General features: G+C 73.1%; 23 protein-coding genes. 11 read left to right on the top strand and 12 right to left on the bottom strand.

All coding sequences use genetic code 11. The features are described 5' to 3' along the window. Nucleotides 1-38: 38 nt before the first annotated feature. The 5 genes from SJY07_RS05700 to SJY07_RS05680 all read left to right on the top strand — a co-directional run bounded on the left by SJY07_RS05700 (nucleotide 39) and on the right by SJY07_RS05680 (nucleotide 5,452). The gene (locus tag SJY07_RS05700; RefSeq protein WP_380157623.1) at nucleotides 39-821 is read left to right on the top strand and encodes a HipA family kinase; all 783 of its coding nucleotides are present in this window, start codon (nucleotides 39-41) and stop codon (nucleotides 819-821) included. Continuing rightward, nucleotides 814-1,221, top strand: a complete 408-nt coding sequence (locus SJY07_RS05695; protein WP_380157622.1) for a DUF3037 domain-containing protein — start codon at nucleotides 814-816, stop codon at nucleotides 1,219-1,221. The genes SJY07_RS05700 and SJY07_RS05695 overlap by 8 nt, the downstream gene beginning before the upstream one ends. Nucleotides 1,222-1,238: 17 nt before the next feature. Then, nucleotides 1,239-3,284 carry a M3 family metallopeptidase gene (locus SJY07_RS05690; protein WP_380157621.1) on the top strand — a complete coding sequence of 682 codons (2,046 nt, stop codon included), beginning with the start codon at nucleotides 1,239-1,241 and terminating at the stop codon, nucleotides 3,282-3,284. Nucleotides 3,285-3,333: 49 nt separating this feature from the next. After that, a complete protein-coding gene (locus SJY07_RS05685; RefSeq protein ID WP_380157619.1) occupies nucleotides 3,334-4,374 on the top strand; it encodes an NADPH:quinone reductase in 1,041 nt (346 codons plus the stop codon). 154 nt (nucleotides 4,375-4,528) lie between these two features. Then, entirely contained in the window at nucleotides 4,529-5,452 is a 924-nt protein-coding gene (locus tag SJY07_RS05680) for a glycerophosphodiester phosphodiesterase (RefSeq protein ID WP_380157617.1), read from the top strand. Nucleotides 5,453-5,462: 10 nt separating this feature from the next. Here the strand turns inward: SJY07_RS05680 and SJY07_RS05675 are convergent, their stop codons facing one another. The 3 genes from SJY07_RS05675 to SJY07_RS05665 form a co-directional block, all read right to left on the bottom strand. Next, complete coding sequence (locus tag SJY07_RS05675; RefSeq protein WP_328295223.1) at nucleotides 5,463-7,139, bottom strand: DNA repair helicase XPB; 1,677 nt, start codon at nucleotides 7,137-7,139, stop codon at nucleotides 5,463-5,465. A 37-nt stretch (nucleotides 7,140-7,176) separates the two neighbouring features. Then, entirely contained in the window at nucleotides 7,177-7,935 is a 759-nt protein-coding gene (locus tag SJY07_RS05670; RefSeq protein ID WP_380157615.1) for a hypothetical protein, read from the bottom strand. 84 nt (nucleotides 7,936-8,019) lie between these two features. Next, nucleotides 8,020-10,389 (bottom strand): helicase-associated domain-containing protein, encoded by a 2,370-nt coding sequence (locus SJY07_RS05665; RefSeq protein WP_380157613.1) that lies wholly within the window; start codon nucleotides 10,387-10,389, stop codon nucleotides 8,020-8,022. A gap of 48 nt (nucleotides 10,390-10,437) precedes the next feature. Here SJY07_RS05665 and SJY07_RS05660 point away from each other — a divergent pair, with 48 nt between their 5' ends. Further along, nucleotides 10,438-10,962, top strand: a complete 525-nt coding sequence (locus tag SJY07_RS05660; protein WP_380157611.1) for a DinB family protein — start codon at nucleotides 10,438-10,440, stop codon at nucleotides 10,960-10,962. Here SJY07_RS05660 and SJY07_RS05655 read toward each other — a convergent pair whose 3' ends face one another. Then, entirely contained in the window at nucleotides 10,963-11,976 is a 1,014-nt protein-coding gene (locus SJY07_RS05655) for a sigma-70 family RNA polymerase sigma factor (protein WP_328295227.1), read from the bottom strand. It lies immediately after the preceding gene. 92 nt (nucleotides 11,977-12,068) lie between these two features. Here SJY07_RS05655 and SJY07_RS05650 point away from each other — a divergent pair, with 92 nt between their 5' ends. Continuing rightward, the gene (locus SJY07_RS05650) at nucleotides 12,069-12,815 is read left to right on the top strand and encodes a sulfite exporter TauE/SafE family protein (protein WP_380157609.1); all 747 of its coding nucleotides are present in this window, start codon (nucleotides 12,069-12,071) and stop codon (nucleotides 12,813-12,815) included. A gap of 25 nt (nucleotides 12,816-12,840) precedes the next feature. Then, complete coding sequence (locus SJY07_RS05645) at nucleotides 12,841-13,263, top strand: NUDIX domain-containing protein (RefSeq protein WP_380157607.1); 423 nt, start codon at nucleotides 12,841-12,843, stop codon at nucleotides 13,261-13,263. On the opposite strand, the gene SJY07_RS05640 is transcribed toward SJY07_RS05645, so the two are convergent. From SJY07_RS05640 to SJY07_RS05630, 3 genes are read right to left on the bottom strand one after another with little or no spacing between them, the layout of a single operon-like run. Beyond that, entirely contained in the window at nucleotides 13,264-14,685 is a 1,422-nt protein-coding gene (locus tag SJY07_RS05640; RefSeq protein ID WP_380157605.1) for an MFS transporter, read from the bottom strand. A gap of 29 nt (nucleotides 14,686-14,714) precedes the next feature. Next, nucleotides 14,715-15,716, bottom strand: a complete 1,002-nt coding sequence (locus tag SJY07_RS05635) for an asparaginase (RefSeq protein WP_380157603.1) — start codon at nucleotides 15,714-15,716, stop codon at nucleotides 14,715-14,717. 26 nt (nucleotides 15,717-15,742) lie between these two features. Then, nucleotides 15,743-18,013 (bottom strand): HelD family protein, encoded by a 2,271-nt coding sequence (locus SJY07_RS05630; protein ID WP_380157601.1) that lies wholly within the window; start codon nucleotides 18,011-18,013, stop codon nucleotides 15,743-15,745. 266 nt (nucleotides 18,014-18,279) lie between these two features. On the opposite strand from SJY07_RS05630, the gene SJY07_RS05625 reads away from it, so the two are divergent. Together SJY07_RS05625 and SJY07_RS05620 are read left to right on the top strand one after the other, a co-directional pair. Then, the gene (locus SJY07_RS05625) at nucleotides 18,280-19,368 is read left to right on the top strand and encodes an acyl-CoA desaturase (RefSeq protein WP_328295233.1); all 1,089 of its coding nucleotides are present in this window, start codon (nucleotides 18,280-18,282) and stop codon (nucleotides 19,366-19,368) included. A 182-nt stretch (nucleotides 19,369-19,550) separates the two neighbouring features. After that, complete coding sequence (locus tag SJY07_RS05620) at nucleotides 19,551-19,754, top strand: cold-shock protein (RefSeq protein ID WP_012086670.1); 204 nt, start codon at nucleotides 19,551-19,553, stop codon at nucleotides 19,752-19,754. 81 nt (nucleotides 19,755-19,835) lie between these two features. Here the strand turns inward: SJY07_RS05620 and SJY07_RS05615 are convergent, their stop codons facing one another. Together SJY07_RS05615 and SJY07_RS05610 are read right to left on the bottom strand one after the other, a co-directional pair. Continuing rightward, on the bottom strand, nucleotides 19,836-20,342 hold the full coding sequence (locus SJY07_RS05615; protein WP_328295234.1) for a DinB family protein: 507 nt from the start codon (nucleotides 20,340-20,342) through the stop codon (nucleotides 19,836-19,838). A 47-nt stretch (nucleotides 20,343-20,389) separates the two neighbouring features. Continuing rightward, on the bottom strand, nucleotides 20,390-20,746 hold the full coding sequence (locus SJY07_RS05610; RefSeq protein WP_380157598.1) for a VOC family protein: 357 nt from the start codon (nucleotides 20,744-20,746) through the stop codon (nucleotides 20,390-20,392). Between the two features lie 103 nt (nucleotides 20,747-20,849). Between SJY07_RS05610 and SJY07_RS05605 the strand changes: the two genes are divergently transcribed. After that, on the top strand, nucleotides 20,850-21,599 hold the full coding sequence (locus SJY07_RS05605) for a class I SAM-dependent DNA methyltransferase (RefSeq protein WP_380157596.1): 750 nt from the start codon (nucleotides 20,850-20,852) through the stop codon (nucleotides 21,597-21,599). On the opposite strand, the gene SJY07_RS05600 is transcribed toward SJY07_RS05605, so the two are convergent. From SJY07_RS05600 to SJY07_RS05590, 3 genes are read right to left on the bottom strand one after another with little or no spacing between them, the layout of a single operon-like run. Further along, complete coding sequence (locus SJY07_RS05600) at nucleotides 21,594-22,634, bottom strand: TIGR03842 family LLM class F420-dependent oxidoreductase (RefSeq protein ID WP_380157594.1); 1,041 nt, start codon at nucleotides 22,632-22,634, stop codon at nucleotides 21,594-21,596. The two genes, SJY07_RS05605 and SJY07_RS05600, sit on opposite strands and share 6 nt — an antisense overlap. A gap of 12 nt (nucleotides 22,635-22,646) precedes the next feature. Further along, entirely contained in the window at nucleotides 22,647-24,071 is a 1,425-nt protein-coding gene (hydA, locus tag SJY07_RS05595; RefSeq protein WP_380157592.1) for a dihydropyrimidinase, read from the bottom strand. Next, entirely contained in the window at nucleotides 24,068-24,916 is an 849-nt protein-coding gene (locus SJY07_RS05590) for a nitrilase-related carbon-nitrogen hydrolase (protein ID WP_380157590.1), read from the bottom strand. The genes hydA and SJY07_RS05590 overlap by 4 nt, the downstream gene beginning before the upstream one ends. Nucleotides 24,917-24,990 lie beyond the last annotated feature (74 nt).

Here is a 24,990-nt window from a genome sequence, read left to right as displayed (position 1 = left end):
CCGGAGCCTCGTGCGCGTCGGGGTGCGAAGATCTGTGGGTGCTGAGGAAGGTGACCGCGACGCGCTACGTCGCGCCGTTGCGGGAGGGCGGGAGCCTCCCCGGGCTCTGCGAGGCCGACGACCTGGGGACCTACGTCGTGAAGTTCCACGGCGCGGGGCAGGGCCGGCGGGTGCTGGTGGCGGAGGTCCTCGCCGCGCACCTCGCCGGTGCGCTCGGCCTGGCCGTCCCCGAACTCGTCGTCGCCGCCGTCGACCCGGTCATCGGGCGGGGTGAGCCCGACGAGGAGGTCCAGGACCTGCTGCTGCGCTCCCCGGGCGAGAACCTGGGGATGGACTTCCTGCCCGGTGCGCTCTCCTTCGACCCCGCGGTGGACCCCGTCGACCCCGGCTGGGCCGCGCGCGTCCTGTGGTTCGACGCCTTCGTCCTCAACGTGGACCGTTCCTGGCGCAACCCGAACTCGTTGTGGTGGGGGGCCAGGCCCTGGCTCATCGACCACGGTGCGTCCCTCTACTTCCACCACGACTGGCCGCGCGCCGCCGCGAGCACCGACCGGCCGCTGCGCCACGCCGAGGACCACCTGCTGCTGCGCGCCGCGGCTCCGGTTACCGACGTCGCCGGGCGCTGCGCCGCCGCGTTGTCCCCGGACGTCCTGCGCGCCGCCGTCGACGAGGTCCCCGACGGCTGGCTCGAGGACGAACCCGGTTTCGACTCCGTCGAGGACCTGCGCAGCGCTTACCTCGACTGGTTCACCGCCCGCCTCGCCGGCCCCACCTGGGTCTCGGAACTGGCCCGGGTCCAGGCGGAGGTGCCCCGTGGCTGAGCTGGAGGTCCCCGCGCTGGAGGTCTACGAGTACGCCGTCGTCCGCGTCGTGCCCCGCGTCGAGCGGGCCGAGTTCGTCAACGTCGGCGTCGTGCTGTGGTGCCGCGCGCTGGAACACCTGCAGGCCCGCACCGCCTTCGACGTGGACCGGGCCCGGGCGCTGGCCCCGGACCTCGACGTCGAGGCCGTCACCCGCCACCTCGGTGCGCTCGAGGCCGTCTGCGCCGGGGACCCCCGCGGCGGGGCCCCCACGACCGAGGCGAAGGGCGCCCGGTTCCGCTGGCTCGTCGCGCCCCGCTCGACCGTGCTGCAGACCTCGCCCGTGCACTGCGGCCTGACCCGCGACCCCGCCGCCGAACTCGACCGCCTCGTGACGTCCCTGGTGGCGCCGCGGGGGTGATCGGGGAGGATCGGGGCATGGCCCTCGATCCGCAGAACCCGTTCGCCGCCCCCAGCGACCTGCCGTTCGCGGTGCCACCCTTCGACCGGATCCGCGTCGAGCACTACGCCCCGGCCTTCGAGGCCGGGATGGCCGAGCACCTCGGCGAGGTCGACGCGCTGCTCGCCGCCGACCTGGGCCCGACGCAGTTCCTCGACGCGCTGGAGTCGGCCGGGCAGTTGCTGGGCCGCGTCGAGGCGGTGTTCTTCAACCTCGTCGGGACCGACGCCGACGACGCGCTGCGGGCAGTGCAGGAGGAGTTCTCGCCGCGGCTCTCCGCCCACCACGACGCCGTCCGCCTCGACCCGCGTCTCGTCGCCCGCGTGCGCGAGATGCACGAGGACACCTCCCTCGACCTCGACGGGGAGCCGCGTCGGTTGCTGGAGAAGCTGCACCGCGACGCGGCCCGCTCCGGGGCGCTGCTCGAGGAGGTCGACGCCGCCCGGTTGCGGGAGCTCAACGAGGAACTGTCCCGGCTCACCACGCGGTTCGACGTCGAACTGCTCGCCGACACCAACGCCCTCGCCGTCCACCTCACCGACGCCGACGCGCTCGACGGGCTGGCCCCGAGCGAACTGGCCCGCGCCGCGAGCGCGGCGGGGGAGCGGGGCGGCTACCTCGTGCCGCTCGTCCTCCCCACCGGTCAGCCCGTGCTGGAGTCCCTGCGCCGCAGGGAGACCCGCCGACTCGTCCACGAGGCCTCGGTGCAGCGCGGTGGCCGCGGCGGTGCGCACGACACCCGGGCGGTCCTGCTGCGCATCGCGGCGGTGCGCGCCGAACGGGCCGCCCTGCTCGGCTACCCCGACCACGCCTCCTGGGTCGTCGCGGACGAGACCGCGGGCGACGTCGAGGCCGCCGTCGGGATGCTGCGCCGCCTCGCTCCCGCCGCCGTCGTGAACGCCCGCCGGGAGGAGGCGGAACTCACCGACCTGCTGCTCGCCGACGGCGAGACGGGGCCGTTGCAGCCCTGGGACTGGGCCTACTACGCGGAACGGTTGCGGCGCGAGCGCTTCGCCGTCGACGCCGAGGCGTTGCGGCCGTGGTTCGACCTCGAACGGGTCCTCGTCGACGGGGTGTTCGCCACGGCCACGGCGCTCTACGGGCTGACCTTCACCGAACGCGCCGACGTCCCGGTGTTCTCCCCCGACGTGCGGGCCTTCGAGGTCTCCGACGAGACCGGCCCGCTGGGCCTGTACCTGTTCGACCCCTACGCGCGGCCGTCGAAGCGCGGTGGGGCGTGGATGAGTTCCTTCGTCGAGCAGTCCCGGTTGCTGGGGCAGCGCCCCGTCGTCGTGAACTGCCTCAACGTGGCGAAACCCGCCCCGGGCGACCCGGCGCTGCTGAGCGTCGACGAGGTCGAGACCCTCTTCCACGAGTTCGGGCACACCCTGCACGGGTTGCTCTCCGACGTGCACTTCCCGCGGTTCTCCGGGACCAGCGTCCCCCGCGACTTCGTGGAGTTCCCGTCCCAGGTCAACGAGTTCTGGGGTTTCGAACCCGACGTCATCGCCCGCTACGCCCGCCACGTCGAGACCGGCGAACCCCTCCCGGAGGGAGCGGTGGACGGTCTGCGGGCCGCTCGCGGCTACGGCCAGGGGTTCGGGACCACCGAGTACCTCGCCGCCTCGTTGCTGGACCAGGCCTGGCACCGCGTCGCCCCCGGCACCCTGGACGACGCGACCCCCGACGACGTCGGCGCGTTCGAGGCCCGAGCGCTGCAGGACGCCGGCGTCGCCCTCGACACCGTCCCGCCGCGCTACCGCAGCACCTACTTCCACCACGTCTTCGGCGGCGGGTACGCCGCGGCCTACTACTCCTACGTGTGGAGCGAGGTCCTCGACGCAGACACGGTGGAGTGGTTCGCGGAGAACGGCGGGCTGCGCCGGGAGAACGGCGAGCACTTCCGGGCGACCGTCCTGTCCCGCGGCGGCAGCGTCGACCCGCTGCAGGCCTACCGGGAGTTCCGCGGCCGCGACGCCGACCTCGCCCCGCTGCTGCGACGGCGGGGCCTGGAACAGGCCTGAGCGGAACCCTGAGCGGAACAGTGAGCGGCCGGGCGGGGTTCGCCTCGAGGTGAAGTCCATCGTGTACTCCGAGACCGGTCCCGCCTCCGTCCTGCGCCTGGAGGAGCGCCCCGTCCCCGAGCCCGGCGCCGGCGAGGTCCGGGTGCGTGTCGTGGTGTCCGGGGTCAACCCCACCGACTGGAAGTCCCGGCGCGGCGGCGGCGACGGCCAGCCCCTCGCCTTCGCCGAGACCACCCCGAACCAGGACGGTGCCGGGGTCGTCGACGCCGTCGGCCCGGGCGTGACCGGCTTCGCCGTGGGCGACCGGGTGTGGACGTGCATGGCCGCGCACGGCCGCCCCACGGGCACCGCGCAGGAGTTCACAGTGCTGCCCGCCGAGCGGGTGGCCCCGCTGCCCGAGGGGGTCTCCTTCGACGTGGGCGCGTCGCTGGGGGTGCCGGCCGTCACCGCCCACCGGGCCCTGACCGTGGCCGAGGACGGCCCACGACGGCTGGCTCCCGGAGCGCTCGACGGGCGGGTCGTGCTCGTCTCCGGCGGCGCCGGGGCCGTCGGGCACGCGGCGATCCAGCTCGCCCGCTGGGCCGGGGCCACGGTGATCACCACCGTCAGCGGACCCGAGAAGGCGCGACTGGCCACCGCCGCCGGCGCCCACCACGTCGTCAACTACCGCGAAGGGGATCCCGCCGCGGAGATCCGGGCGATCGCCCCCGACGGGGTCGACCTCGTCGTCGAGGTCGCCCTCGCGCCGAACTTCGAGCTGGACCAGGCCGTCGTCCGTCCGCGCGCCTCGATCGCCGGCTACGCGAACAACGGCGGCGACGACGTCCGCGTCGACATCCGCGCGAACATGGTCCTCAACACCCGGCTGCAGTTCATCCTCATGTACACGATGGGCGCGCAGGCGCTGGCCGCCGCGGCGGAGGACGTCACCGCCGCCCTGCGCGACGGCGCGCTGCCGGTGGGGGAGGAGCACGGTCTGCCCCTGCTGCGCTTCCCGCTGGCGCAGACGGCCGCCGCCCACGAGGCGGTCGAGGGCGACGCCGTCGGGAAGGTCCTCATCGACGTCGCCAGCCAGAGTTCCGGCGCCTGAGACTGAGGTCCCGAGGGAGGTGCCTCACCCGTTCCTGCGGACGGGTGAGGTGGCCCCAGCGCGGCTTCAGGTCCCCCACGGGCGTGCCGAAGGCTCCTCGAACACGCGCCGGGCAACCCCTCGGTGCTCGCTCCCAGCAGGGCGGAGACCCCTGGTGACCCTCGACAGCCGCTTCCCGGTCGACGCCCCCTCGCCGGCCCTGCCCCTCGTGATCGCCCACCGCGGGTACTCCGCCGTGGCGCCGGAGAACACCCTCGCCGCGTTCGAGGCCGCTCTGCGGTGCGGTGCCCACATGGTCGAGACCGACCTGCACCCCGCGGCCGACGGCACGGCCGTCCTCATCCACGACGACGACGTCGACGCCACCACCGGGGGTAGCGGCCGGGTGTCCGACCTCGGCGCCGCCGAGCTGGCCCGACTCGACGCCGGTTCCTGGTTCTCCACCGCCTACCGCGGCCAGCGCGTCCCCCTGCTGGCGGACCTGCTGAACCTGCTCGCCGAGCACCCCGGCGCCCAGCTGCTGCTGGAGCTGAAGGGCGTCTGGGGCCGTGCGGAGGTCGAGGGAGTGCTGCGGGACGTGCGCCGCAGCGGCGCCCTCGAGCAGGTCGTGCTGCAGAGCTTCGAGGTGGGCACGCTGACGACCGTGCAGCAGGTGGCGCCGCAGGTGCGCCGGGCGATCCTGCTCGACGACCTCGACGCCGACGCCCTCGCCCAGGGACGCGCCCTGCGCCGCGACCTCGGTGTGATCGCCTGCAACCCGTCCGTGACCTGCCTGGCCGCCCGGCCCGCCGCGGTGGCCGAACTGCACGCCGCCGGCCTCGCGGTGTGGCCGTGGACCGTGAACGAGGCGGCGCTCTGGCGGGTGCTGGTCGAGGCCGGGGTCGACGGCGTCATCACCAACCGCCCGGACGGGCTCCTGGGCTGGCTCGAGGCGCGGCAGGACGCCCGCCCCGAGCCCGCGGACCTGCTGCTCGCCGCTCTGGCCCAGCGCGGGCGAGCGGTCCCGGCCCTCGTCCCGCCCCCGGCGGCGGACCCGGTGGCCCCGGTCGCACCCGCCCCGCGTCTGGCCCCGCTCTAGCCGCGCCGCCTCAGTTCCCGGGCAGGACCCCGTCGGCGTCGGGGACGCCACCGTCGATGTCGTCAGCGTCCACGATCCGGTACGCGTACCCCTGCTCGGCCAGGAAGCGCTGCCGGTGGGCGGCGTAGTCCTGGTCCTTGGTGTCGCGGGAGACGACGGTGTAGAACCGCGCCGAGCCGTGGTCACCCTTGGGTCGCAGCACCCGGCCGAGGCGCTGGGCCTCCTCCTGGCGCGACCCGAACGAGCCCGACACCTGGATCGCGACCTTGGCCTCCGGCAGGTCGATCGAGAAGTTCGCGACCTTGCTCACGACGAGCGTCGTGATCTCGCCGTGGCGGAACGCCTCGAACAGGCGCTGACGTTCCTTGACCGTCGTCTCGCCCTTGATCACCGGTGCGTCGAGGCGCATCCCGAGGTCGTCGAGCTGGTCGATGTACTGACCGATGACCAGCGTCGGCTCGCCCTTGTGCTGCGCGACGAGCTTCTCCACCACCCGGGACTTCGACGCGGAGGTCGAGCACAACCGGTACTTCTCGTCGTCCTCGGCCGTGGCGTAGGCCAGGCGTTCGGAGTCGGGGAGGGTGACGCGCACCTCGACGCAGTCGGCGGGCGCGATGTAGCCCTGCGCCTCGATGTCCTTCCACGGGGCGTCGTAGCGCTTGGGACCGATGAGGGAGAACACGTCGCCCTCACGGCCGTCCTCGCGCACCAGCGTCGCCGTCAGCCCGAGGCGGCGACGGGCCTGCAGGTCGGCGGTCATCCGGAAGATGGGCGCCGGCAGCAGGTGGACCTCGTCGTAGAGGATGAGTCCCCAGTCGCGGGCGTCGAAGAGCTCCAGGTGCGGGTAGACACCCTTCCGCTTCGTCGTCACGACCTGGTACGTCGCGATCGTCACCGGACGGATCTCCTTGCGGGCCCCGGAGTACTCACCGATCTCGTCCTCGGTCAGCGAGGTGCGCTTGAGCAGTTCGTCGCGCCACTGCCGGGCCGAGACGGTGTTGGTCACGAGGATCAGCGTCGTCGCGCGGGCCTTGGCCATCGCGGCCGCGCCCACGAGGGTCTTGCCGGCGCCGCAGGGCAGCACGACCACCCCGGACCCGCCGTGCCAGAAGTTGTCCACCGCGTCGGCCTGGTAGGGCCGCAGGGTCCAGCCGTCCTCGGCCAGGTCGATCGCGTGCGCCTCACCGTCGACGTAGCCGGCGAGGTCCTCGGCCGGCCAGCCCAGCTTCAGCAGCACCTGCTTGAGGTTCCCGCGTTCGCTCGGGTGCACCAGGACGGTGTCCGGGGCGATGCGGGTCCCCAGCAGCGGCGAGGCCTTCTTGCTGCGCAGGATCTCCTCGAGCACCGGGGCGTCGAGGGAGCGCAGGACGAGGCCGTGCTCCTCGTCCTTCACCAGCTGCAGCCGGCCGTAGCGGGCCATCGTCTCGGCCACGTCGACCAGCAACGCGTGCGGGACGGAGTAGCGGGAGAACTCCAGCAGGGTGTCGACGACCTGTTCGGCGTCGTGGCCCGCGGCGCGGGCGTTCCACAGCCCCAACGGCGTCAACCGGTAGGTGTGGACGTGCTCGGGGGCACGTTCGAGCTCGGCGAAGGGGGCGATCGCCGCCCGGCACGCACTCGCGCGCGGGTGGTCGACCTCGAGCAGCAGGGTCTTGTCGCTCTGGACGATGAGGGGTCCGTCGGTCACCTGGTGCTCAACTCCGCAATCGGTCGGGAACTTCCGGTCAGTGGGTGGACAGGACGCTCACGGAGTTCGGGTCGAACGTGGAACTGTCGTCGAAGCCGCCGTTCGCACCGATGATCCCGAACAGCACGATGAGACCGATGATCAGCAGGACCGTCAGACCGATGTTGACCCAGGCGCAGATCTTGCCCGCGAAGAGGAAGCCCAGGCCGCGCTTGGCGCCGTTGGCCTCCATGATCTCGCGGCGTGCGCCGGGGGTGAGGGCCAGCGCCACGATGGCCGCGATCCAGCCGAGGCCGGTGAACATCAGCACGAGCCCGCCGACCGACGTCCACAGGACGGCGTGCGCCATGCCCGCGACGGGCACCTGCTGCGGGGTGCCGTAGCTGCCGTACTGGTTCGGGTACTGCTGGTTCGGGTAGGGCTGGCTCGGGTGCTGCTGCTGGCCCGGGTAGCTCGAGGGGTACGGCTGGTTCTGCCCGTAGCCCGTGGGCTGGTCGTTCTGCTGCCCGTAGGAGGAGGACTGCTGGGACCAGGGTGAGGACTGCTGACCCGACTGACCCGACTCCCCGTAGGGGCTGCTCGGCTGCCCGTAGCGCGGGAGGCTCTCCGTCGGCGGCGCGGTGGGGTGGGCCTGCGTCGGGGCGTCCGGGGCCGGCGGCGTCGACCGGTACGGATCGTGCGCGTCCTCGGCGGAGGACGGGGCGGCGCCCGCCCGGTAGGGGTCCTGCGCCGGGGGCTCCTGGTCGGGCTTCTCCCACCAGGAACGCTGTCCGTCGCCCTGACCGCTGTCGCTCATGCTGGTTCGCGCTCCCGTGAGGTGTCCTCGATCTGGTCGTCGTGCGCTACGACGCTAGCTCACCTCTCCGACACGAGCCTCCGCTCAGGCCTGCGCCTCGGCCACACCGGTGACCCGGTGCACCGAGTAGGAGCGGACCGAGCGCTGCTCGTGGTCGAACGCGGTGATCCGGCCGCCCTCCACCCCCAGGGGCTCGACGAGGTGTCGGCTCGTGGAGCCGGACGCGTCGACGTAGCCGATCCACACCGGCCGTCGCCGTCCGACCGCGTCGCGCAGCACGGCCAGCGACGTCGTCGGGTCCATCGGCGGCAGCGGCGGGGCGTCCCGGGTGCGCTCGCGGCGACGCTCCAGCTCCGCCACGTCCTCGTCGCCGGCGCGGACGGTCTGGACGGCCGCGGCGAGCAGCGCGGCGCCCGGGGCGGGCGGTTCACCCGTCACGGGGCGGGGCGAGGGGCGCGGGCCCGAGCGCATCGCCGTCGCCCGCCGCACCAGGAGTTCGCCGTCGGGGCCCTCGGCCGCCGGGGCCACCCCGACCTGACGCAGCACGGACAGGACCTCGTCCGGGTCGGCCGGGCTGGCCAGGACGGTCGGGGCCAGCATCCGCAACCCGATCGCCGCGCAGCGCTTGTCGGCGACGAGCTCCGCGAGCAGGGCCGGGTCCTCGGCGCGCACGTAGGACCCCGCACGCCCGACCCGGACCCGGCCGTGGCGGCGGGCGACGTCGCGGACCAGGTACTCCAGCGGCTGCGGGACACCCGTGGAGGACAACGCGGCGAGGAAGGCCAGGGCCTCGTCGGCCGTCTGACCGTCGTCGAGGCCGTGGCGCACCGACGTCGGGTCGAAGCGGTAGACCGTCGCGCCGCCCCGGCTCTCCACCCGGGCCAGCGACTCCAGCCGCCGGGACAGGTGGGTCTCCAGCGGACCGGGGGCCACCGCGGTCAGGTCCGCCTGCAGCAGCACCTCGCGCACGGGCGTCGGCAGGGCCGCCGCCAGCGCCGCCGCGGCCCCCTCCTCGTCGTCCACCAGGAGGGCCCGGCCCGCGGGGGAGAGGGCACCGGCCCCCAGGACCCCCAGCCAGGACGCGTCCCGGACGGTCCAGCCCACGAGGTCGTCGCGCAGCTTCGTCGCCCGCCGCGGGGACTGCCAGCGCAACCGCGCCGCCAACGTCTCCGGCGCCGCCACCTCGTCCTGCGCCAGCGCGGCGAGCTCGCTCAGCACCGCGCGCCGCACCACGAGGGCGGAGGCGCGGTCGAGGTCCGGGCCCAGCGCGTTGCGGGCGGCGTCCTTGGCGTCGCGGCTGCCGACCATCGCGGGCACCCGGGTGCTCGCCAGCCAGCAGCTGGCCAGGTGCACCCAGCGGTAGGGCAGGTCCTCCTCGACCCAGGTGTCGTAGGCCGGCGTCGGCAGCCACCGCGGCTCGACCTCGCCGTCGTCGGCGACGAGCCCGGCGACCCAGGCCGTCTCGACGACCAGCGCGGCCGTGGACTCGTCGACCTCGAGGGCGCTCGCCGTCCGTCGCAGCTCGCGCACGCCGAGACCACCGGCGCGCAGCACCGACGGACCCGCGGCACCCCACAACCGGCCCAGTTCGTCGACGAGGCGGCACGCCTCCGCGGCGGCCTCGGCGCCACCGGCGAGCACGACCTCGTGGCGTCGCGTCGTCGTGCTCAGCTCGGGCGGGCGCCGGTCGGGGGTGCGGTGCACGCGACCTCCGCGCAGCGCGAGGCCGACCTCGCGGGGGAGCACGACGGTTCCCGGGCCGGACACGGCCAGCAGCCCGCGCGAGAGCAACCAGTCCACCGGCCCCGTCGACGTCGCCGTCCGGACCTGGCGGTCGGCGCGTTCGACGGCGCCCGTCGGCGGTCCCCAGGTCAGCTTGTCCAGGACCGTCCTGACCCCCTCGGGAGCGTCGGTGAGCAACTGCTCGACCGTGCCGGGGGCGCCGAGGTGCTCCCCGAGGCGGGTGAGGGCGACCTCGGGGTCGTGGCTGACCTCGAGACCGAGGTCCTCGAGCAGTTCCGCCAGCCGCTGCGGGGAGCGACGGCCCAGGGCGTCGGCCAGCGTCGGGCCGAGCCCCGCCGGGTGCGGGCCGAGGAGTTCGCGCACGGCCGAGACGAGGTGCAGGCGGCGGTCGGGTCCCCAGAGCAGCGCGCTGCGGCGCAGGTGCGCGACGACGTCGTTGGCGCGCGCCCCCCACGCCTTCGAGACCGCGGTGACGCTCGTCGGGTCCGGCAGCACCGCGAGCACCTCGGCGACCTGCAGGGCCGGGGTGTCCAGGCGTTCCAGCGCACGCTGGGTGCTCGCCCGCGTCGTCGCCCGCGTCGCCAGGGCCGTCGAGGACGTGGGCAGGGGCGCGGCGAGGTCGGGTCGCTGCGTGAACAGGACCACCAGGTCCTCGTCCGCGCGCGAGCGCAGGTCCTCGGCGAGGGTGCGCGGAGCAGGGGCCGTAGGCATCGGGCGAAGTCTAGGCGTGGTGTCGGACCCCGGCCCTACCGTGCCGCCATGACCAGCGACTCCGCACCGACCCCGGCTCCCGGTGGCGAACGGGGCGACCTCCTGTCCGCCCTGACCAAGCACCGGTGGCTCTTCACCCAGACCCTCACCGACCTGACCGACGAGCAGGCGGCGGCCCGGACCACCGTGAGCGAGTTGTGCCTCGGGGGCCTGGTCAAGCACGTCGCGCAGACCGAGGCCCAGTGGGCGGACTTCGCCGTGCACGGGGCCGGTGGGCTGCCGTCCTTCGCGGACACCGACTTCCAGGCGCGGGCCGACTCCTTCCGGATGCTCCCCGGGGAGACCGTCGCCGGTGTGCTGGCCGACTACGCGGCCGTCGCGGCCCGCACCGACGAGCTCGTGCGGACCCTCGACCTCGACCTCGCGCACGACCTGCCGGAGGCACCCTGGTTCGAGCCGGGGCGGTGGAGCGCCCGACGCGTGTTCGTCCACGTGCTCGCCGAGGTCGCCCAGCACGCCGGCCACGCGGACCTCCTGCGCGAGGCCGTCGACGGCCGGAAGTCGATGGGCTGATCAGGCCGGGGGCTCCTGCGGGAAGCCGAAGAGGTCGAAGAGCCGGGTGTCCAGGAACGACGTGATCCGGACGATCTTCCCCTCGGCCAGCTCCAGGGCCTGCACGGCGAACGGCACGAGCTCGCCGTTCGCCCCGATCGGCTTGTAGTGGACGTAGGCGGGGGACCCGTTCATCGTCACCGGGACCAGCTTCGACCCGCGGCACTGGTGGCCGGGTCCGAGCATCCAGGCGGTGATGTCCTGCGCGCCCTCCAGCCACAGGTCGAACGGCGGCATGTTCTGCGTGACGTCGGCCGCGAGGAGCTTCACGAAGGCGTCCATGTCGTAGGCCTCGAAGGCCCGGACGTAGTCCTCCAGCAACGTGCGGTGAGTGTCGTCGAGGGGTTCGGTGCGTTCCACGTCGGGGCGTTCGGCCAGCGTCGCCCGGGCCCGCTGCAACGCGCTGTTCACCGACGCCGTCGTCGTGTCGAGCAGGTGCGCGACCTCCTCCGCCTTCCAGCGCAGGACGTCGCGCAGGATGAGGACCGAACGCTGACGCGGGGGCAGGTGCTGCAGCGCGGCGACGAAGGCGAGGCGGATCGACTCCCGGGCCACGGCGATGTCGGCCGGGTCGCCGGTTTCCGGCAGCACCCGGTCGTCGACCATCGGCTCCAGCCAGGTGTCCTCCGGCTGACTGCGCTGCAGCGACGCCTCGACCGGCTCCCACGCGGACGCCGAGAGGTCCATCGGCCGGGCGCGCCGCTTCCGGTTCTCGAGCATCGTGAGGCAGACGTTCGTGGCGATCCGGTACAGCCAGGACCGCAGACCCGACCGGCCCGCGTAGCCGTCGATGCTCTTCCACGCCCGGACCATCGTGTCCTGGACGGCGTCCTCGGCGTCGAAGGCGGAACCGAGCATCCGGTAGCAGTAGCCCCTGAGCTCGGAGCGGTGCGCGGCGAGGCGGGGTTCGAGTTCCCCGGCGGTGAGCGTCGGATGGGTGGCGGAGACGTCAACGGCGCTGTCGGAGGTCGTCACGCGCTCAGCACAGCACAGACCACCGACACCGGGGGAGGCCCCGCAGGCACCGAGGTCCGGGGAACCCGGACGCACTGGTTGGATCGGGCAACGTGTCGCCCGTCGAGATCCCGCTGCTCCTGCTGGCCGGGGTGCTGGCGGGGCTCGTCGGCAGCACGGCGGGACTCGCCTCGCTGGTCTCCTACCCGGCGCTGCTGCTGACCGGGCTGTCCCCGCTGGCCGCCAACGTCACCAACTCGATGGCCCTGCTCGGGGTCACGGCCGGCACGGCGGCCGGTTCCCGACCCGAGCTCTCCGGTCAGGGCGCCCGGCTGAAGCGGCTGCTGCCGATAGCCGCGGCGGGCGGCGCCGTGGGCTGCGTGCTGCTGCTCGCCCTCCCGCCGGACGCGTTCGAGGTGGTCGTCCCGTTCCTCGTGGGCGGAGCCTCGGTGACGATCCTGCTGCAACCGCGGATCAAGCAGTTGCAGCCCGGTCGGCTCTCCCCGAACAACCCCGCCGCCCTCGTCGCGATCTTCCTCGTCGGGATCTACGGCGGCTACTTCGGCGCCGCCGCCGGGGTGCTGATGCTCGCGCTCTCCGAGGTGCTGCACGCCCAGTCCCTCGCCCGCAACAACGCGCTGAAGAACATGCTGACCGGGGCCGCGAACACCGTCGCCGCCGTCGGTTTCGCGGTGTTCGGGCCGGTGGACTGGTGGGCGGCGCTGCTCCTCGGCGTCGGGTGCGTCGTGGGGGGCCGGGTCGGGCCGGTCATCGTGCGCCGCCTCGACCCTCGGGTGCTGCGGACCGTCATCGCCGTGGCCGGGCTGGCGTTGGCCGTGCGGTTGTTCCTCACGCGCTGACGGTCCGGGTTCGTAGGCTGCCCGGGTGGGCCACGCACGAACCACCCGGGTGCTGCTCGTCGACGACGACGGGCGGGTCCTCCTGCTGCGGACGGCGCTGCCCGGGGGAGGTCACGTCTGGACGACGCCCGGCGGCGACGTCGGCGCCGACGAGGGCCCCGCGGCGGCGGCCGTCCGGCAGCTGCGCGAACAGGCCTCCGTCGTGGACGTCGAGGTCGTCCCGCTCTCCGGCGACCTCTCCAGCGATGAGGAGGGGCAGGTCTTCGCCGGCCGGAGCCCACGCGGTGCGATCGAGGCGGGGCTCACCGACTGGGAGGTCGAGCACCACCTCGGGCACCGCTGGTGGAGCGCCGCGGACCTGCGCTACACCTCCGAGACGATCGTCCCCGCCGGTCTTCCCGGTCTCCTCGACGACGTCCTCGGCGGACGCGCGTCCTCCGGCCGCTGATCAGCGCCGTCCTGCGCGGACGGCGTCACCCGCACCGCGGGGCAGCGACGCCGACTCGACGATGCTGAGCAGACCGACGACGGCCATCCCGATCAGCGCCGCCCGGTAGGCGAAGGCGGCGTCACCGGCGGGTGCGAGGTCGGCCGCCGCCCGCACCAGCAGGGCCGCGACGGCCACCCCGATGCCCGTCGCGAGCTGAGCGCTGATCGAGGCGACGGTGTTCGCGGGGCTCATCGCCTCCGCCGGCACGTCGGCGAACTGCAGGGTGTTGTACGCCGTGAAACCCACCGATCGGGCCGCGCCGGAGACCAGGAAGACCAGCGCCACGACGATCTCCGGGGTGTCCGGACGCAGCAGCGCCGCCGCCCCGAACGAGGCGGCGAGCACGGAGGTCGCGACCACGATGAGGGGCACCAGGCGGAACCGGCGCACCAACGGGGTCGTCACGGGCTTGATCCCGAGGTTGCCCGCGAACACCGCCATCACCATCGCCCCGGCCCGCACGGGACTCCACCCGAAACCCTCCTGCAGCAGCAGCGGCAGCAGGAACGGGGCTGCGCTGACGACCCCGCGGTAGACCGAACCGGCCGAGTTCGAGGCGCGGAACGTCGGGATGCGCAGGGTGCGGAGGTCGAGCACCGGGTGCGCGGCGCGCCGGAACCAGAACACCGCGAGGGTTCCCACGAGCACCGACCCGACGAGCAGACCGGCCCCCGCGACCGTCGTCGACGCGTCGGCCACGAACTCCATCCCGAGGACCAGCGCGCTCACGGCCACCACCAGCAGCACGAGTCCGACACCGTCCAGCGGGCGCCGCCGGCGGGGGACCTGCGGCACGATCCGCCACGCGACCAGGACCAGCGCGATCCCGACGGGGACGTTCACCCAGAAGATCCACGGCCAGCCCGCGTACTCGGTGAGGATCCCGCCGAGCAGGGGGGCGATGACCGGGGCGACGAGAGCGGGCCACGTGAGGTAGGCGATCGCCCGCACGAGGTCCGACTTGGCCGTTCCGCTGAGGACCACCAGCCGTCCGATCGGGACGAGCATGCTGCCGGCGATGCCCTGCAGGACCCTGGCGGTGGTGAGGGTCGTGACGGAGTCGGAGGCCGCGCACAGCACCGACGCCAGGGTGAACACCACGATCGAGACCAGGAACACGGGCCGTGCCCCGAGCCGGTCCGCCGCCCACGAGCCGAACGGGATGAACGCCGCCACCGCGACCAGGTACGCCGTGACCGCGAGCCCCAGGTCGGCCGGGACGACGTCGAAGGCCCTCGCGATCGAGGGCGTCGCCGTGGTGAGGATCGTCGCGTCGAGGTTCTCCATGAAGTACGCCAGGGCCACGACGAGCGCGAGGGGACGTGACCAGCCGACCGACCCGTCCGCGGAGGCCGTCGCCGGGGCAGGGGTTTTCGGCACTCGGAGAGGTTACGACCCTCGGGGTGGGTTCAGTGCGTGGCGAACGCCTCGACGATCTCCTCGTGTCCCAGGCCCGCCGCCAGGCACAGCGAGAGCAGGATGCGGGCCTGCTGGGGGGAGAGCGTGTCGCTGCCGACGAGTCCGCGCTCGTCGAAGGCGTGCCGCTGCGTGACGCGGCCGGTGATCGCGCGGCTGCTCGCGACCACGACGACCCCGGCGGTGACGGCCTGCTGGATCGCGACCTCGACGGCGGGTGGGTTCATGCTCGGCGGCAGCGACGCGACGACCAGCCCGCGAGCACCGTCGGCGACGGGACGCTCCACCACCCGGGCGTCGGCGCCGGCCCAGACGGGCACGATCTCCACCCGCGGCCACACGGGGTGGGCCTGCGCGACGAAGCGCGACGACGTGGTGTGACGGCGCAGCAGCTTGCGGTAGAACCAGACCCCGCCGTAGGGGTCGACGTCACCGAGGGCGCCGTGGTCGCGGGCGCGGAAGGTGTCCAGACCCGAGTTCGACGTCTTGAGGACGTCGCGCGCCGACAGGATCCGGTCGTCCATGACGACCAGCACCCCGTGCCCGCGCGAGGACGGCGAGGCCGCGACGCGGATCGCGTTCGCGAGCCCCACCTGCGCGTCGGAACCCACCGCCGTCGGTGGGCGCTGCGCCCCGACGAGCACCACGGGGAGCTCGCTCGCCAGCGTGAGCTGCAGGACGTAGGCCGTCTCCTCCAGGGTCGCGGTGCCGTGGGTGATGACGACCCCGGCGACGTCGGGTTCCTCCCGCGCGATGGTCAGCACCGCGGTGCGCAGCTCCGCCCAGAACCCCTCGTCGGCGGCCGTGCTGGGGATCCGCCGGACCCGGCGCGGGGAGACGTCGACGTCGTCCGGGAACCGGTAGAGCGGCAGCGCCTCCTCGTCGGTGAGGACGTGCCCGAGGTCGACGTAGTCGAGGCGGTCGAGGTCGTCGTGACCACCGCTGCCGATGGTTCCACCGGTCAGCAGGACGGCCACCCTGGGCTTGTCGCTCATGCCGCGATCATGGCCCACCCCGCCGGTCAGGCGAGGGACTCCATGCCGGCGGGGAGGGGTTCGGCGTGCAGGACGTGGAGTTCCTGGGTCGCGCGGGTCAGGGCGACGTAGAGGTCGTTGGCGCCGCGGGGACGGCGCAGGACGGCCGCGGGTTCGACGAGCACGACGACGTCGAACTCCAGGCCCTTGGCCCGGTGCACGTCGAGCACCGACACCGCGGCGTCGAGGTCGTCGGGGGAGGCGGCGACCGCCCCCCGGGGCAGCACGGCGGAGATCGCCGCGCGCAGCGCGTCCGAGCCCAGAGCTCCGTCGACCTCGGCGGTGATGACGGCGACCCGCCCCTCGTCCAGGTCGGCGAAACGGGCCCGCACGACCTCGACGACGTCCGCCCCGGAGGTCAGCGGGATTGCGACGGGGTCGTGGTCGCCCTCGCGGACGGGGGTCGGCGGGTTCGCCGAGATGCCCGCGGAGCGCAGCACGTCGGCGGCGACCCGGGAGATCTTCGCGGGCGTGCGGTAGTTGACGGTGAGCTCCTCCAGCCGCCAGCGGTCGTCGACGACGGGTTTCAGGGCCTGCGCCCAGCTGCGCGCGCCGGCGGGGTTCGACGTCTGGGCGACGTCGCCGACCAGGGTCATCGAGCGCGACGGGCAGCGGCGTTCGACGAGGCGCCAGGCCATCGGGGAGAGTTCCTGCGCCTCGTCGACCACGACGTGGCCGTAGGCCCAGGTCCGGTCCAGCGCGGCCCGTTCGGCCACCGTGCCCACCGGTCCGTCGGTGGAGAAGCGGTCGGCGAGCAGTTCCGGGCTGACCAGGGGGTTGCCGACCCCGGAGGCCTCGAAGTCCTCGAGCACCTTGCGCGCGTAGGCGACCTGCTCCTCGCGGTCGGCGTCGCGGCGGGCCTGGTTCGCGGACTCCTCCAGCGGGCCGAGGAGTTCGGCGAGCTCGTCGAGCAGGGGCACGTCGGCCTCGCTCCAGGCGCTCGCGTCCTCGCGGTGCAGGGCCGCGCGGTCGGTGGCCGACAACTGCGGTGCGATGCGTTCCAGCAGGTCCGGGTTGCGGTAGAGACCGGCGAGCACCTTCTGCGGGGTCAGCGGCATCCAGCAGAGGTTGACCTCGCGCCGGACGTCGACGTGCTCGCGCAGTTCGGTGACGAGGTCGTCGCGCTCCTCGCCCAGGTCGGCGCCGCGGGCGCGGGCGAGGGAGTTGACCAGCGTGTTCAGGACCTCGCGGACGAAGGTCACCCGGGCCAGGTTGTGCGGTTTGCGACCGCGCCGGGCACGGGCGCGGGCCGAGGCGATCGCGTCGGGACGCAGCATGATCCGGGTGCCGTCGAGGTCGAAGCGCAGCGGTCGGGCGGGGATCCGCTGCCGGTCGGCGACGGCCGCGTCGAGGACCTCGGCCATCCGCAGCGAGCCCTTGACCCGGGCCGCGGCGGCGGAGTCCCCGCCCCGGGCGAGCACCCCGGGGAACAGCTCGGCCAGCGTCGCGGTCACCACGCCCGTCTCGCCCAGCGCGGGCAGGACCTGCTCCACGTAGCGCAGGAACACCGGGCTGGGGCCGAGCAGCAGGACGCCGCTGCGGGCGAGGCGGTCGCGGTGGGTGTAGAGCAGGAAGGCCGTCCGGTGCAGGGCCACGGCGGTCTTGCCGGTCCCCGGACCGCCCTGGACGACGAGGACCCCGCGCTCGGAGGCGCGGATGACCCGGTCCTGCTCGGCCTGGATGGTGGCGACGATGTCGCCCATGCGGCCGGTGCGGGGGGCGGTGACGGCGGCCAGCAGGGCCGCGTCACCCGTGGTGCGCTCACCCTCGGCCGCGATGAGCACCTCGTCGTCGACGCCCGTGACGTGGCGGCCCGCCGTGAGCAGGTGCCGGCGCCGGACGACGTCACGGGGAGCGGCCGCGGTGGCCTGGTAGAAGTCCTGCGCCGCGGGCGCCCGCCAGTCGACGAGCACCTGGTTGCCCCGGTCGTCGGCCAGGCCGAGCCGGCCGACGTAGCGGCGCGGGTCCTCGGTCCCGGGCTGCAGGTCCAGGCGCCCGAAGCAGAGCCGGTTCTCCACCGACCACAGCTGGGAGAGGCGGTCCTCGTAGAGGGTCGCGAAGGCGTCGCGCTCGAAGCGGCTCTGGTGGGTGCCGGTCGCGAGGGTGCGCCGGACGTCGGCGAGCTGCTCGGCGGTCTGGGCGCGCAGGACGTCGAGCCGGTCGTAGAGCGTCCCGACGTGAGCGTCCTCGAGGGCGACCTGTTCCCTCGTCGCCTCCTCGGCCGGGGTCGACGCGTCGGGCTCGGTGGACTGGCTCACTGGTGCGGCTCTCTCCTGTGCGCGGTGCCCTGCGTGCCGTCACAGTCGCGAGGGCTCGCAAACGGCACCGCAGAAGCCTAAAGGCGTCGGCGTGGGCACCGATGGGGGGTTCCACTCGTTGGCCTACCGTGGGGCTCGCTGCGGGAGGCTGCAGCGGAGAACGAGCCACACCGTCGTGTCCGTCCAGGGGTCCCCCGCCCGGGCACGACGCGAGGACGCACCGCCCGGTGCTCCTCTGAACGCCCGCGAGGAGACCAGTGACGACCATGCCCACGACCGAGTCCGTGTCCGACCCGGTGCAGCCGCCGCCCGCACGGGCGCGCCGCAGCACCCCGTACGCGACGCTCACCGCGGCCGTGCAGGACGCAGGCCTCATGCGCCGGCGGACGGGGCACTACTGGTGGCGCATCGCGTTCACCACGGTCGCCTTCCTCGCCGTCGTCGCGGGGGCGTTCCTGCTCCGGGACTCCTGGCTGGTGCTGCTGGTCGCGGCACCGCTCGCGCTGGTCCTCACCCAGTTCGCCTTCCTCGGCCACGACGGGGCGCACAAGCAGATCTTCGCCTCGCACCGCGGCAACGAGTGGGCGGCCCGGATCTTCGCCGCGCTGCTGACGGGTCTCAGCTACGGCTGGTGGATGGGCAAGCACACCAAGCACCACCAGGCCCCCAACGCCCGGGGGATCGACACCGACATCGAGTCCGAGGTCGTCTCCTTCCACGAGGAGGCCGCCGCCGGTCGTCGGGGCGTCCTGCGCTGGGCCACGGCCAAGCAGGGCTACTGGTTCTACCCGCTGCTGCTGCTGGCCGGGCTCAACCTGCACGTCGACTCCACGAAGTCGCTGATCAGCGGCCGCCGGGCCAAGAAGCGCTGGATCGACGCCTCCCTCATCGTCGTCCACTGGGGGGTCTACCTGGCCGCGCTCGTGCTGCTGCTCGGGCCGGCCCGCGGCGCCGCGTTCTTCGGTGTCCACATGGCCGCCTTCGGCGTCTCGATGGGCGGCGCCTTCGCGCCCAACCACGTCGGCATGCCGATCGTGGCCCGCGAGACCAAGGTCGACTTCATCCGTCGCCAGGTGCTGATGTCCCGCAACATCTCCGGCGGCTGGTTCGTCGACCTCTTCATGGGTGGTCTCAACTTCCAGGTGGAGCACCACCTGTTCCCCTCGATGCCCCGGCCCAACCTGCGCGCCGTCCAGCCGTTCGTGCGCCGCTTCTGCGCCGAGCACGGCATCGACTACACCGAGACCTCGTTGCCGCAGGCCCTCAAGGACATCGTCGCGTACCTCAACGACGTGGGCCTGGCCGCTCGCGACCCGTTCCGGTGCCCGCTCGTGTCGCAGCTGCGCGCCGGCTGAGGAGAGCACAGCACGGGGACTGGACATCAGGCCCGATCGTGCTAAGTTCTTCCTAGTCGCAGTTTCTCGACGTGCTTTTGCGCCCCGGGATTCACTCGAGGGTCCAGCACGCTTTCCAGACCAGGTCAGCCCCTCGGCGACGAGCTCCACTACGGTGGGGCGTACACCTTGAGGAGGCCATCATGGCTCAGGGAACTGTCAAGTGGTTCAACGGCGAAAAGGGCTTTGGCTTCATCGCCCCGACCGACGGTGGCCCGGACGTCTTCGTCCACTACTCCGCGATCGCCGGTAACGGCTTCCGCAACCTGGAAGAGAACGACCAGGTCGAGTACGAGGTGACCCAGGGCGCCAAGGGCCCCCAGGCCTCGAACGTCACGCGTCTCTGATCTTCAGACGCTGACGGTCTGACCGTCCACGATCCCCGTCCCAGCTTCGGCTGGGGCGGGGATCGTTGCGTTCCGGGAGCTTCAGCGCCGTTCCAGCGCCCCCCGCACGAAGGCCGCCTGCGCCGCGTGCTCGAGGTCGTCGTCCAGCACGCTGACCAGGCGGACCCCCAGCGTCACCGGCGGGTCCCACGCGTCGTCGACGACCCGGTCCAGGTCAGCGCCGGAGAGTCCGTCCAGGAAGTCGACCGTCCGTACCTGCACCGCATCGAGGTACCCCGTGAGCAGTTCGGCGCCCACCCGCACCCGACCCACCTGGTCCGCGTCGAAGCCGTACCCCGTCTCACCCGGTCCGAACGGCAGGGCGAAGCGCTCCGCCCAGCCGTCCGCCGTCCAGGTCTGCTCGTGCCCGGCGACGTCACTGACGTGGTCGTCCTGCACCCGAGCCAGGTGCCACACCAGCCACGCGATCGAGTTCGCCCCCGGATCGAGGCGGGCGCTCAGCGCGTCCTCGTCCAGGCCGTCGACCGCTGCGTGCACGAGCGGGGAGATGCGGCCGTAGCCGTCCAGCAGGATGTCCTTGGCGTCCATGCCCCCTGCCTATCCCCGCCCCGCCACCACCGCACGTCCGGACGTGACTACGCCTCCGGGCGGAAGGCGCAGAACTCGTTGCCCTCGGGGTCGGCCAGCACGTCCCACGGGCGGTCCTCGGCGCGAGACCGCACCATCGTGGCCCCGGCCGCGAGGAGGCCGGCGAGGTCCCCGACGACGTCGAGGTGCATCCGGTTCTTCACCGTCTTGGGCTCCGCGACGGGGTTCACCCAGAGGAACGGGCCCGCACCGGAGGGGTCACGCAACGGGACCGGCCACGTCGGATCCCGCGGGCCGTCACCGGACTCGTGCCGGACGTAGCCCAGGACGGCGCACCACCAGTCGGCCTGCGCCTGGTGGTCCCGGGCGTCGAGGCAGAGGTCCTTGAAACGCGCGACGGCCACGGCCGGCTCCTCCCGATCGGTACCCGGACCCTGCCACGGGGCGGGCCTGGCTTCCACCGAAAACCCGGTGCGGGCGCCGAGTGGCCCGCGCCAGGCTCGGAGCGTGCCGGACCCGATCTTCGCCCACCCCCGCCTGGCCGCCCTCTACGACGTCTTCGACCACCCCCGCCCCGACCTGGTGCCCTACGTCGCCCTCGCGGGCGAGCTCGGCGCGCACCACGTCCTGGACGTGGGGTGCGGGACGGGTGTCCTGGCCGCGCTCCTGGTCGCTGAGGGGTACGAGGTGACGGGCGCCGACCCGGCGCTCGCGAGCCTGGACGTCGCCCGGGCCCGACCGGGGACCTCGGCCGTGACGTGGCTGCCCGTGGAGGCGGCGCAGCTTCCCGCGCTCGGGTGCGACCTGGCCGTGATGACCGGCAACGTGGCCCAGGTGTTCGTCACCGACGGGGACTGGGACGCGGCGCTGCGGGGCCTCGCCCGGGCGGTGCGGCCCGGCGGCCACCTGGTCTTCGAGACCAGGCGCCCGGAGGCCGAGGACTGGCGGACCTGGTCGGGACCGCCGCAGGTGCGGACGGTCCCCGGGGAGGGGACCGTCCGCGCGGAGTTCGAGCTGCTGGCGGTCTCGCCGCCGCTGGTGACCTTCCGCACCGTGTTCACCTTCGCGGACGGCGAGCGGTTGACCTCCGGGTCGACGCTGCGCTTCCGCGGCCCGGCCGAGCTGAGTTCCTCCCTCCTCCACCACGGGTTCACCGTGGTGGAGGTGCGGGAGGCGCCGGACCGGCCGGGCCTGGAACACGTGGTCATCGCCTCCCGGTCCGCGTCGATCGGGAGGGTGCGGGCGGTCACGTCATGAGAGGGCCGTCACGGTCTCGGCCAGGGCCGGCAGGACGAGGTCGCCGTAGGCGCGCAGCGTCTGTTCCTTGGCGTCGTGCTGCAGGTACAGGGCGAACTGGTCCACCCCCAGGTCCTCCAGGTCCCGCAGCCGGGCGATCTGCTCGGCGGGGGAGCCGAGCAGGCAGAACCGGTCGACGATCTCGTCGGGCACGAAGTCGGCGTGGGTGTTGCCGACCTGGCCGTGCTGGTTGTAGTCGTAGCCCTCGCGGCCCTCGATGTAGTCCGTCAACGCCGCGGGCACGTTGCTGTCGCTGCCGTAGCGTTCGACGATGTCGGCGACGTGGTTGCCGACCATCCCGCCGAACCACCGGCACTGCTCCCGGGCGTGGTCCAGGCCGGCCCGGCTGCCGTCGGTGACGTAGGCGGGGGCGGCGACGCAGATCTTCACGGTCTCGGGGTCACGGCCCGCGGCCGCCGCCGCGTCCTTCACCGTCCTGATGGTCCAGGCGGTGATGTCGGGGTCGGCGAGCTGCAGGATGAACCCGTCGGCGACCTCCCCGGTGAGCTGCAACGCCTTGGGGCCGTAGGCGGCCACCCACACCTCGGTCTGCCGGCCGGCTCCGTGGTCGGTCGCCCACGGGAACCGCACGGTCTGGCCGCGGTGCTCGACGGGCCGGCCGTTGGCCAGTTCCCGGATCACGTGGACCGACTCGCGCAGTGTCGCCAGCGTCGTGGGTTTCCCCGACAACGTCCGCACGGCGGAGTCTCCCCGGCCGATGCCGCAGATCGTCCGCGGCCCGTACATCTCGTTCAGCGTCGCGTAGGTCGAGGCCGTCACCGACCACTCGCGGGTGGCCGGGTTGGTGACCATCGGTCCCACGACAACCTTGCGGGTGGCCTGCAGGATCGCGGAGTGGATGACGTAGGGCTCCTCCCACAGGACGTGGGAGTCGAACGTCCAGACGTGGGAGAACCCGTAGGTCTCCGCGATCCGGGACAGGTCGACCACCCGGGAGGCGGGTGGGGTGGTCTGCAGCACGACGCCGAAGTCCATCGCGTTCTCCTTTCAGCGCAGGTACTGGGACAGGCCGCGGGGGACGAACCTCCCGTGGCCCGGGCTGCCCGAGTACGTCCCGCGGTCGAGGATCACCGCACCGCGGGACAGGACGGTGCGGACGGATCCGGTCAGCTCGAAACCCTCGAAGGCCGAGTAGTCGATGTTCATGTGGTGGGTCTCGGCCGAGATCCGGGTGGTCGCGGCCGGGTCGTAGATCACGATGTCGGCGTCCGAACCGGGGGACACGGTGCCCTTGCGCGGGTACATCCCGAACATCCGGGCCGGCGTGGTGGAGCAGGTCTCGACCCAGCGCTGCAACGACAGGTGCCCGTCGACGACGCCCTGGTGGACGAGGTCCATCCGGTGCTCCACCCCGCCCATGCCGTTGGGGATCTTCGAGAAGTCCCCCCGGCCCAGTTGCTTCTGGTCCTTGAAGCAGAACGGGCAGTGGTCGGTCGAGACCACCGCGAGGTCGTCGGTGCGCAGACCTCTCCACAGGTCCGCGGCGTGCGGTTCGTGCCTGGAACGCAGGGGGGTGGAGCAGGCGTACTTGGCGCCCTCGAAACTCCCCGGTCCACCGGCTCCCAGGTGGTCCTCGAGCGTCAGGTAGAGGTACTGCGGGCACGTCTCGGCGAAGACGTTCGCACCCTTCGCGCGTTCGGTCGCGATGCGTTCCAGCGCCTGGGAGGCCGAGACGTGCACGACGTAGAGGGGGGTCCCGCCGGCGACGTCGGCGAGGGCGATGGCCCGGTTGACGGCCTCCGCCTCGAGCGCGGCGGGGCGGGTGGTGCCGTGGAACACGGGGTCGGTGTCGCCGCGGGCCAGGGCCTGCTGGACGAGGACGTCGATGGCGGTGCCGTTCTCGGCGTGCATCATGATCGTGGCGCCGTTGTCCGTGGCCCGCTGCATGGCCCGCAGGATCTGGCCGTCGTCGGAGTAGAACACCCCCGGGTAGGCCATGAAGAGCTTGAAGCTGGTGATGCCCTCGTGGGCGACGAGGGAGTCCATCGCCGTCAGCGAGTCGTCGTCCACCCCACCGAGGATCATGTGGAACCCGTAGTCGATCGCTGAGTTCCCGGCGGCCTTGGCGTGCCAGGTCTCCAGCGCGCGTTCGACGACCTCGCCGGTGCGCTGGACGACGAAGTCGACGATCGTCGTGGTGCCGCCCCAGGCTGCGGCGCGGGTTCCCGTCGCGAACGTGTCGCTCGCCTCGGTCCCGCCGAAGGGCATCTCCATGTGGGTGTGCACGTCGACCCCACCGGGCAGGACGTAGCAGCCGGTCGCGTCGATCCGGGTGTCCACCTCGAACGCGAAGGACCCGGGAGCCAGCAGGGCCACGACGGTCTCGCCCTCGATCAGCACGTCGGTGCGGACGGCGCCCGTCGAGGAGACCAGGGTTCCGTTCTCGACGAGAGTCCTCCGTCCCGTGGTCACGGCCGGACCAGGTCGCCGTAGGAGTCGGGGCGACGGTCGCGGTAGAACTGCCAGTCGGTGCGGGCCGTGCGGATGAGGTCCATGTCGAGGTCGCGGATCAGCAGTTCCGGGTTCTCGCTGCCGGCCTTCTCGCCCACGAAGTTCCCCATCGGGTCGGCGACGTAGCTGGTCCCGTAGAACGGCACCGCGTCGTCCCCGAACTCGCCGGTCTCGGTCCCGACCCGGTTCGGGACGGCGACGAAGTACCCGTTGGCGGCGGCCGCGGTGGGCTGCTCGAGTTCCCAGAGCCGGTTGGACAGCGAGGGTTTGGAGGCGTTGGGGTTGAAGACGATCTCGGCGCCGGCCAGACCCAGGGCTCGCCAGCCCTCGGGGAAGTGCCGGTCGTAGCAGATGTAGACCCCGACCTTGCCGACGGAGGTCTCGAAGACGGGGTAGCCCAGGTTGCCGGGGCGGAAGTAGAACTTCTCCCAGAACCGGTCCAGGTGCGGGATGTGGTGCTTGCGGTACTTGCCGAGGTACTTCCCGTCGGAGTCGACGACAGCCGCGGTGTTGTAGAGGACGCCGGGTTGTTCCTCCTCGTAGACGGGCAGGACCATCACGAGGCCGAGTTCCGCGGCCAGCGCCTGGAACCGCTTGACCGTGGGGCCCGGGACGGACTCGGCGTAGTCGTAGTACTTGCTGTCCTGGGTGATCCCGAAGTACGGACCGTAGAAGAGTTCCTGGAAGCACACGATCTGCGCACCGGCGTCGGCGGCCTGGCGCGCGTACTCCTCGTGCGCCTCGATCATGCTCTCCTTGTCGCCGGTCCAGGCGGCCTGGACCAGTGCGACGCGCAGCGTCGTCATGGCACCGCTCCTTCTGCTCGAGGGGGAACGTCCGGGTTCTGAGGATTCCCCTCCGGGCCGACGTGCACAAGAAC

Origin of the sequence: Kineococcus sp. R86509 (assembly GCF_042466365.1) — a bacterium.
Taxonomy (GTDB): Bacteria; Actinomycetota; Actinomycetes; order Actinomycetales; family Kineococcaceae; genus Kineococcus.
This window is presented reverse-complemented; position numbering and strand designations above follow the sequence as displayed.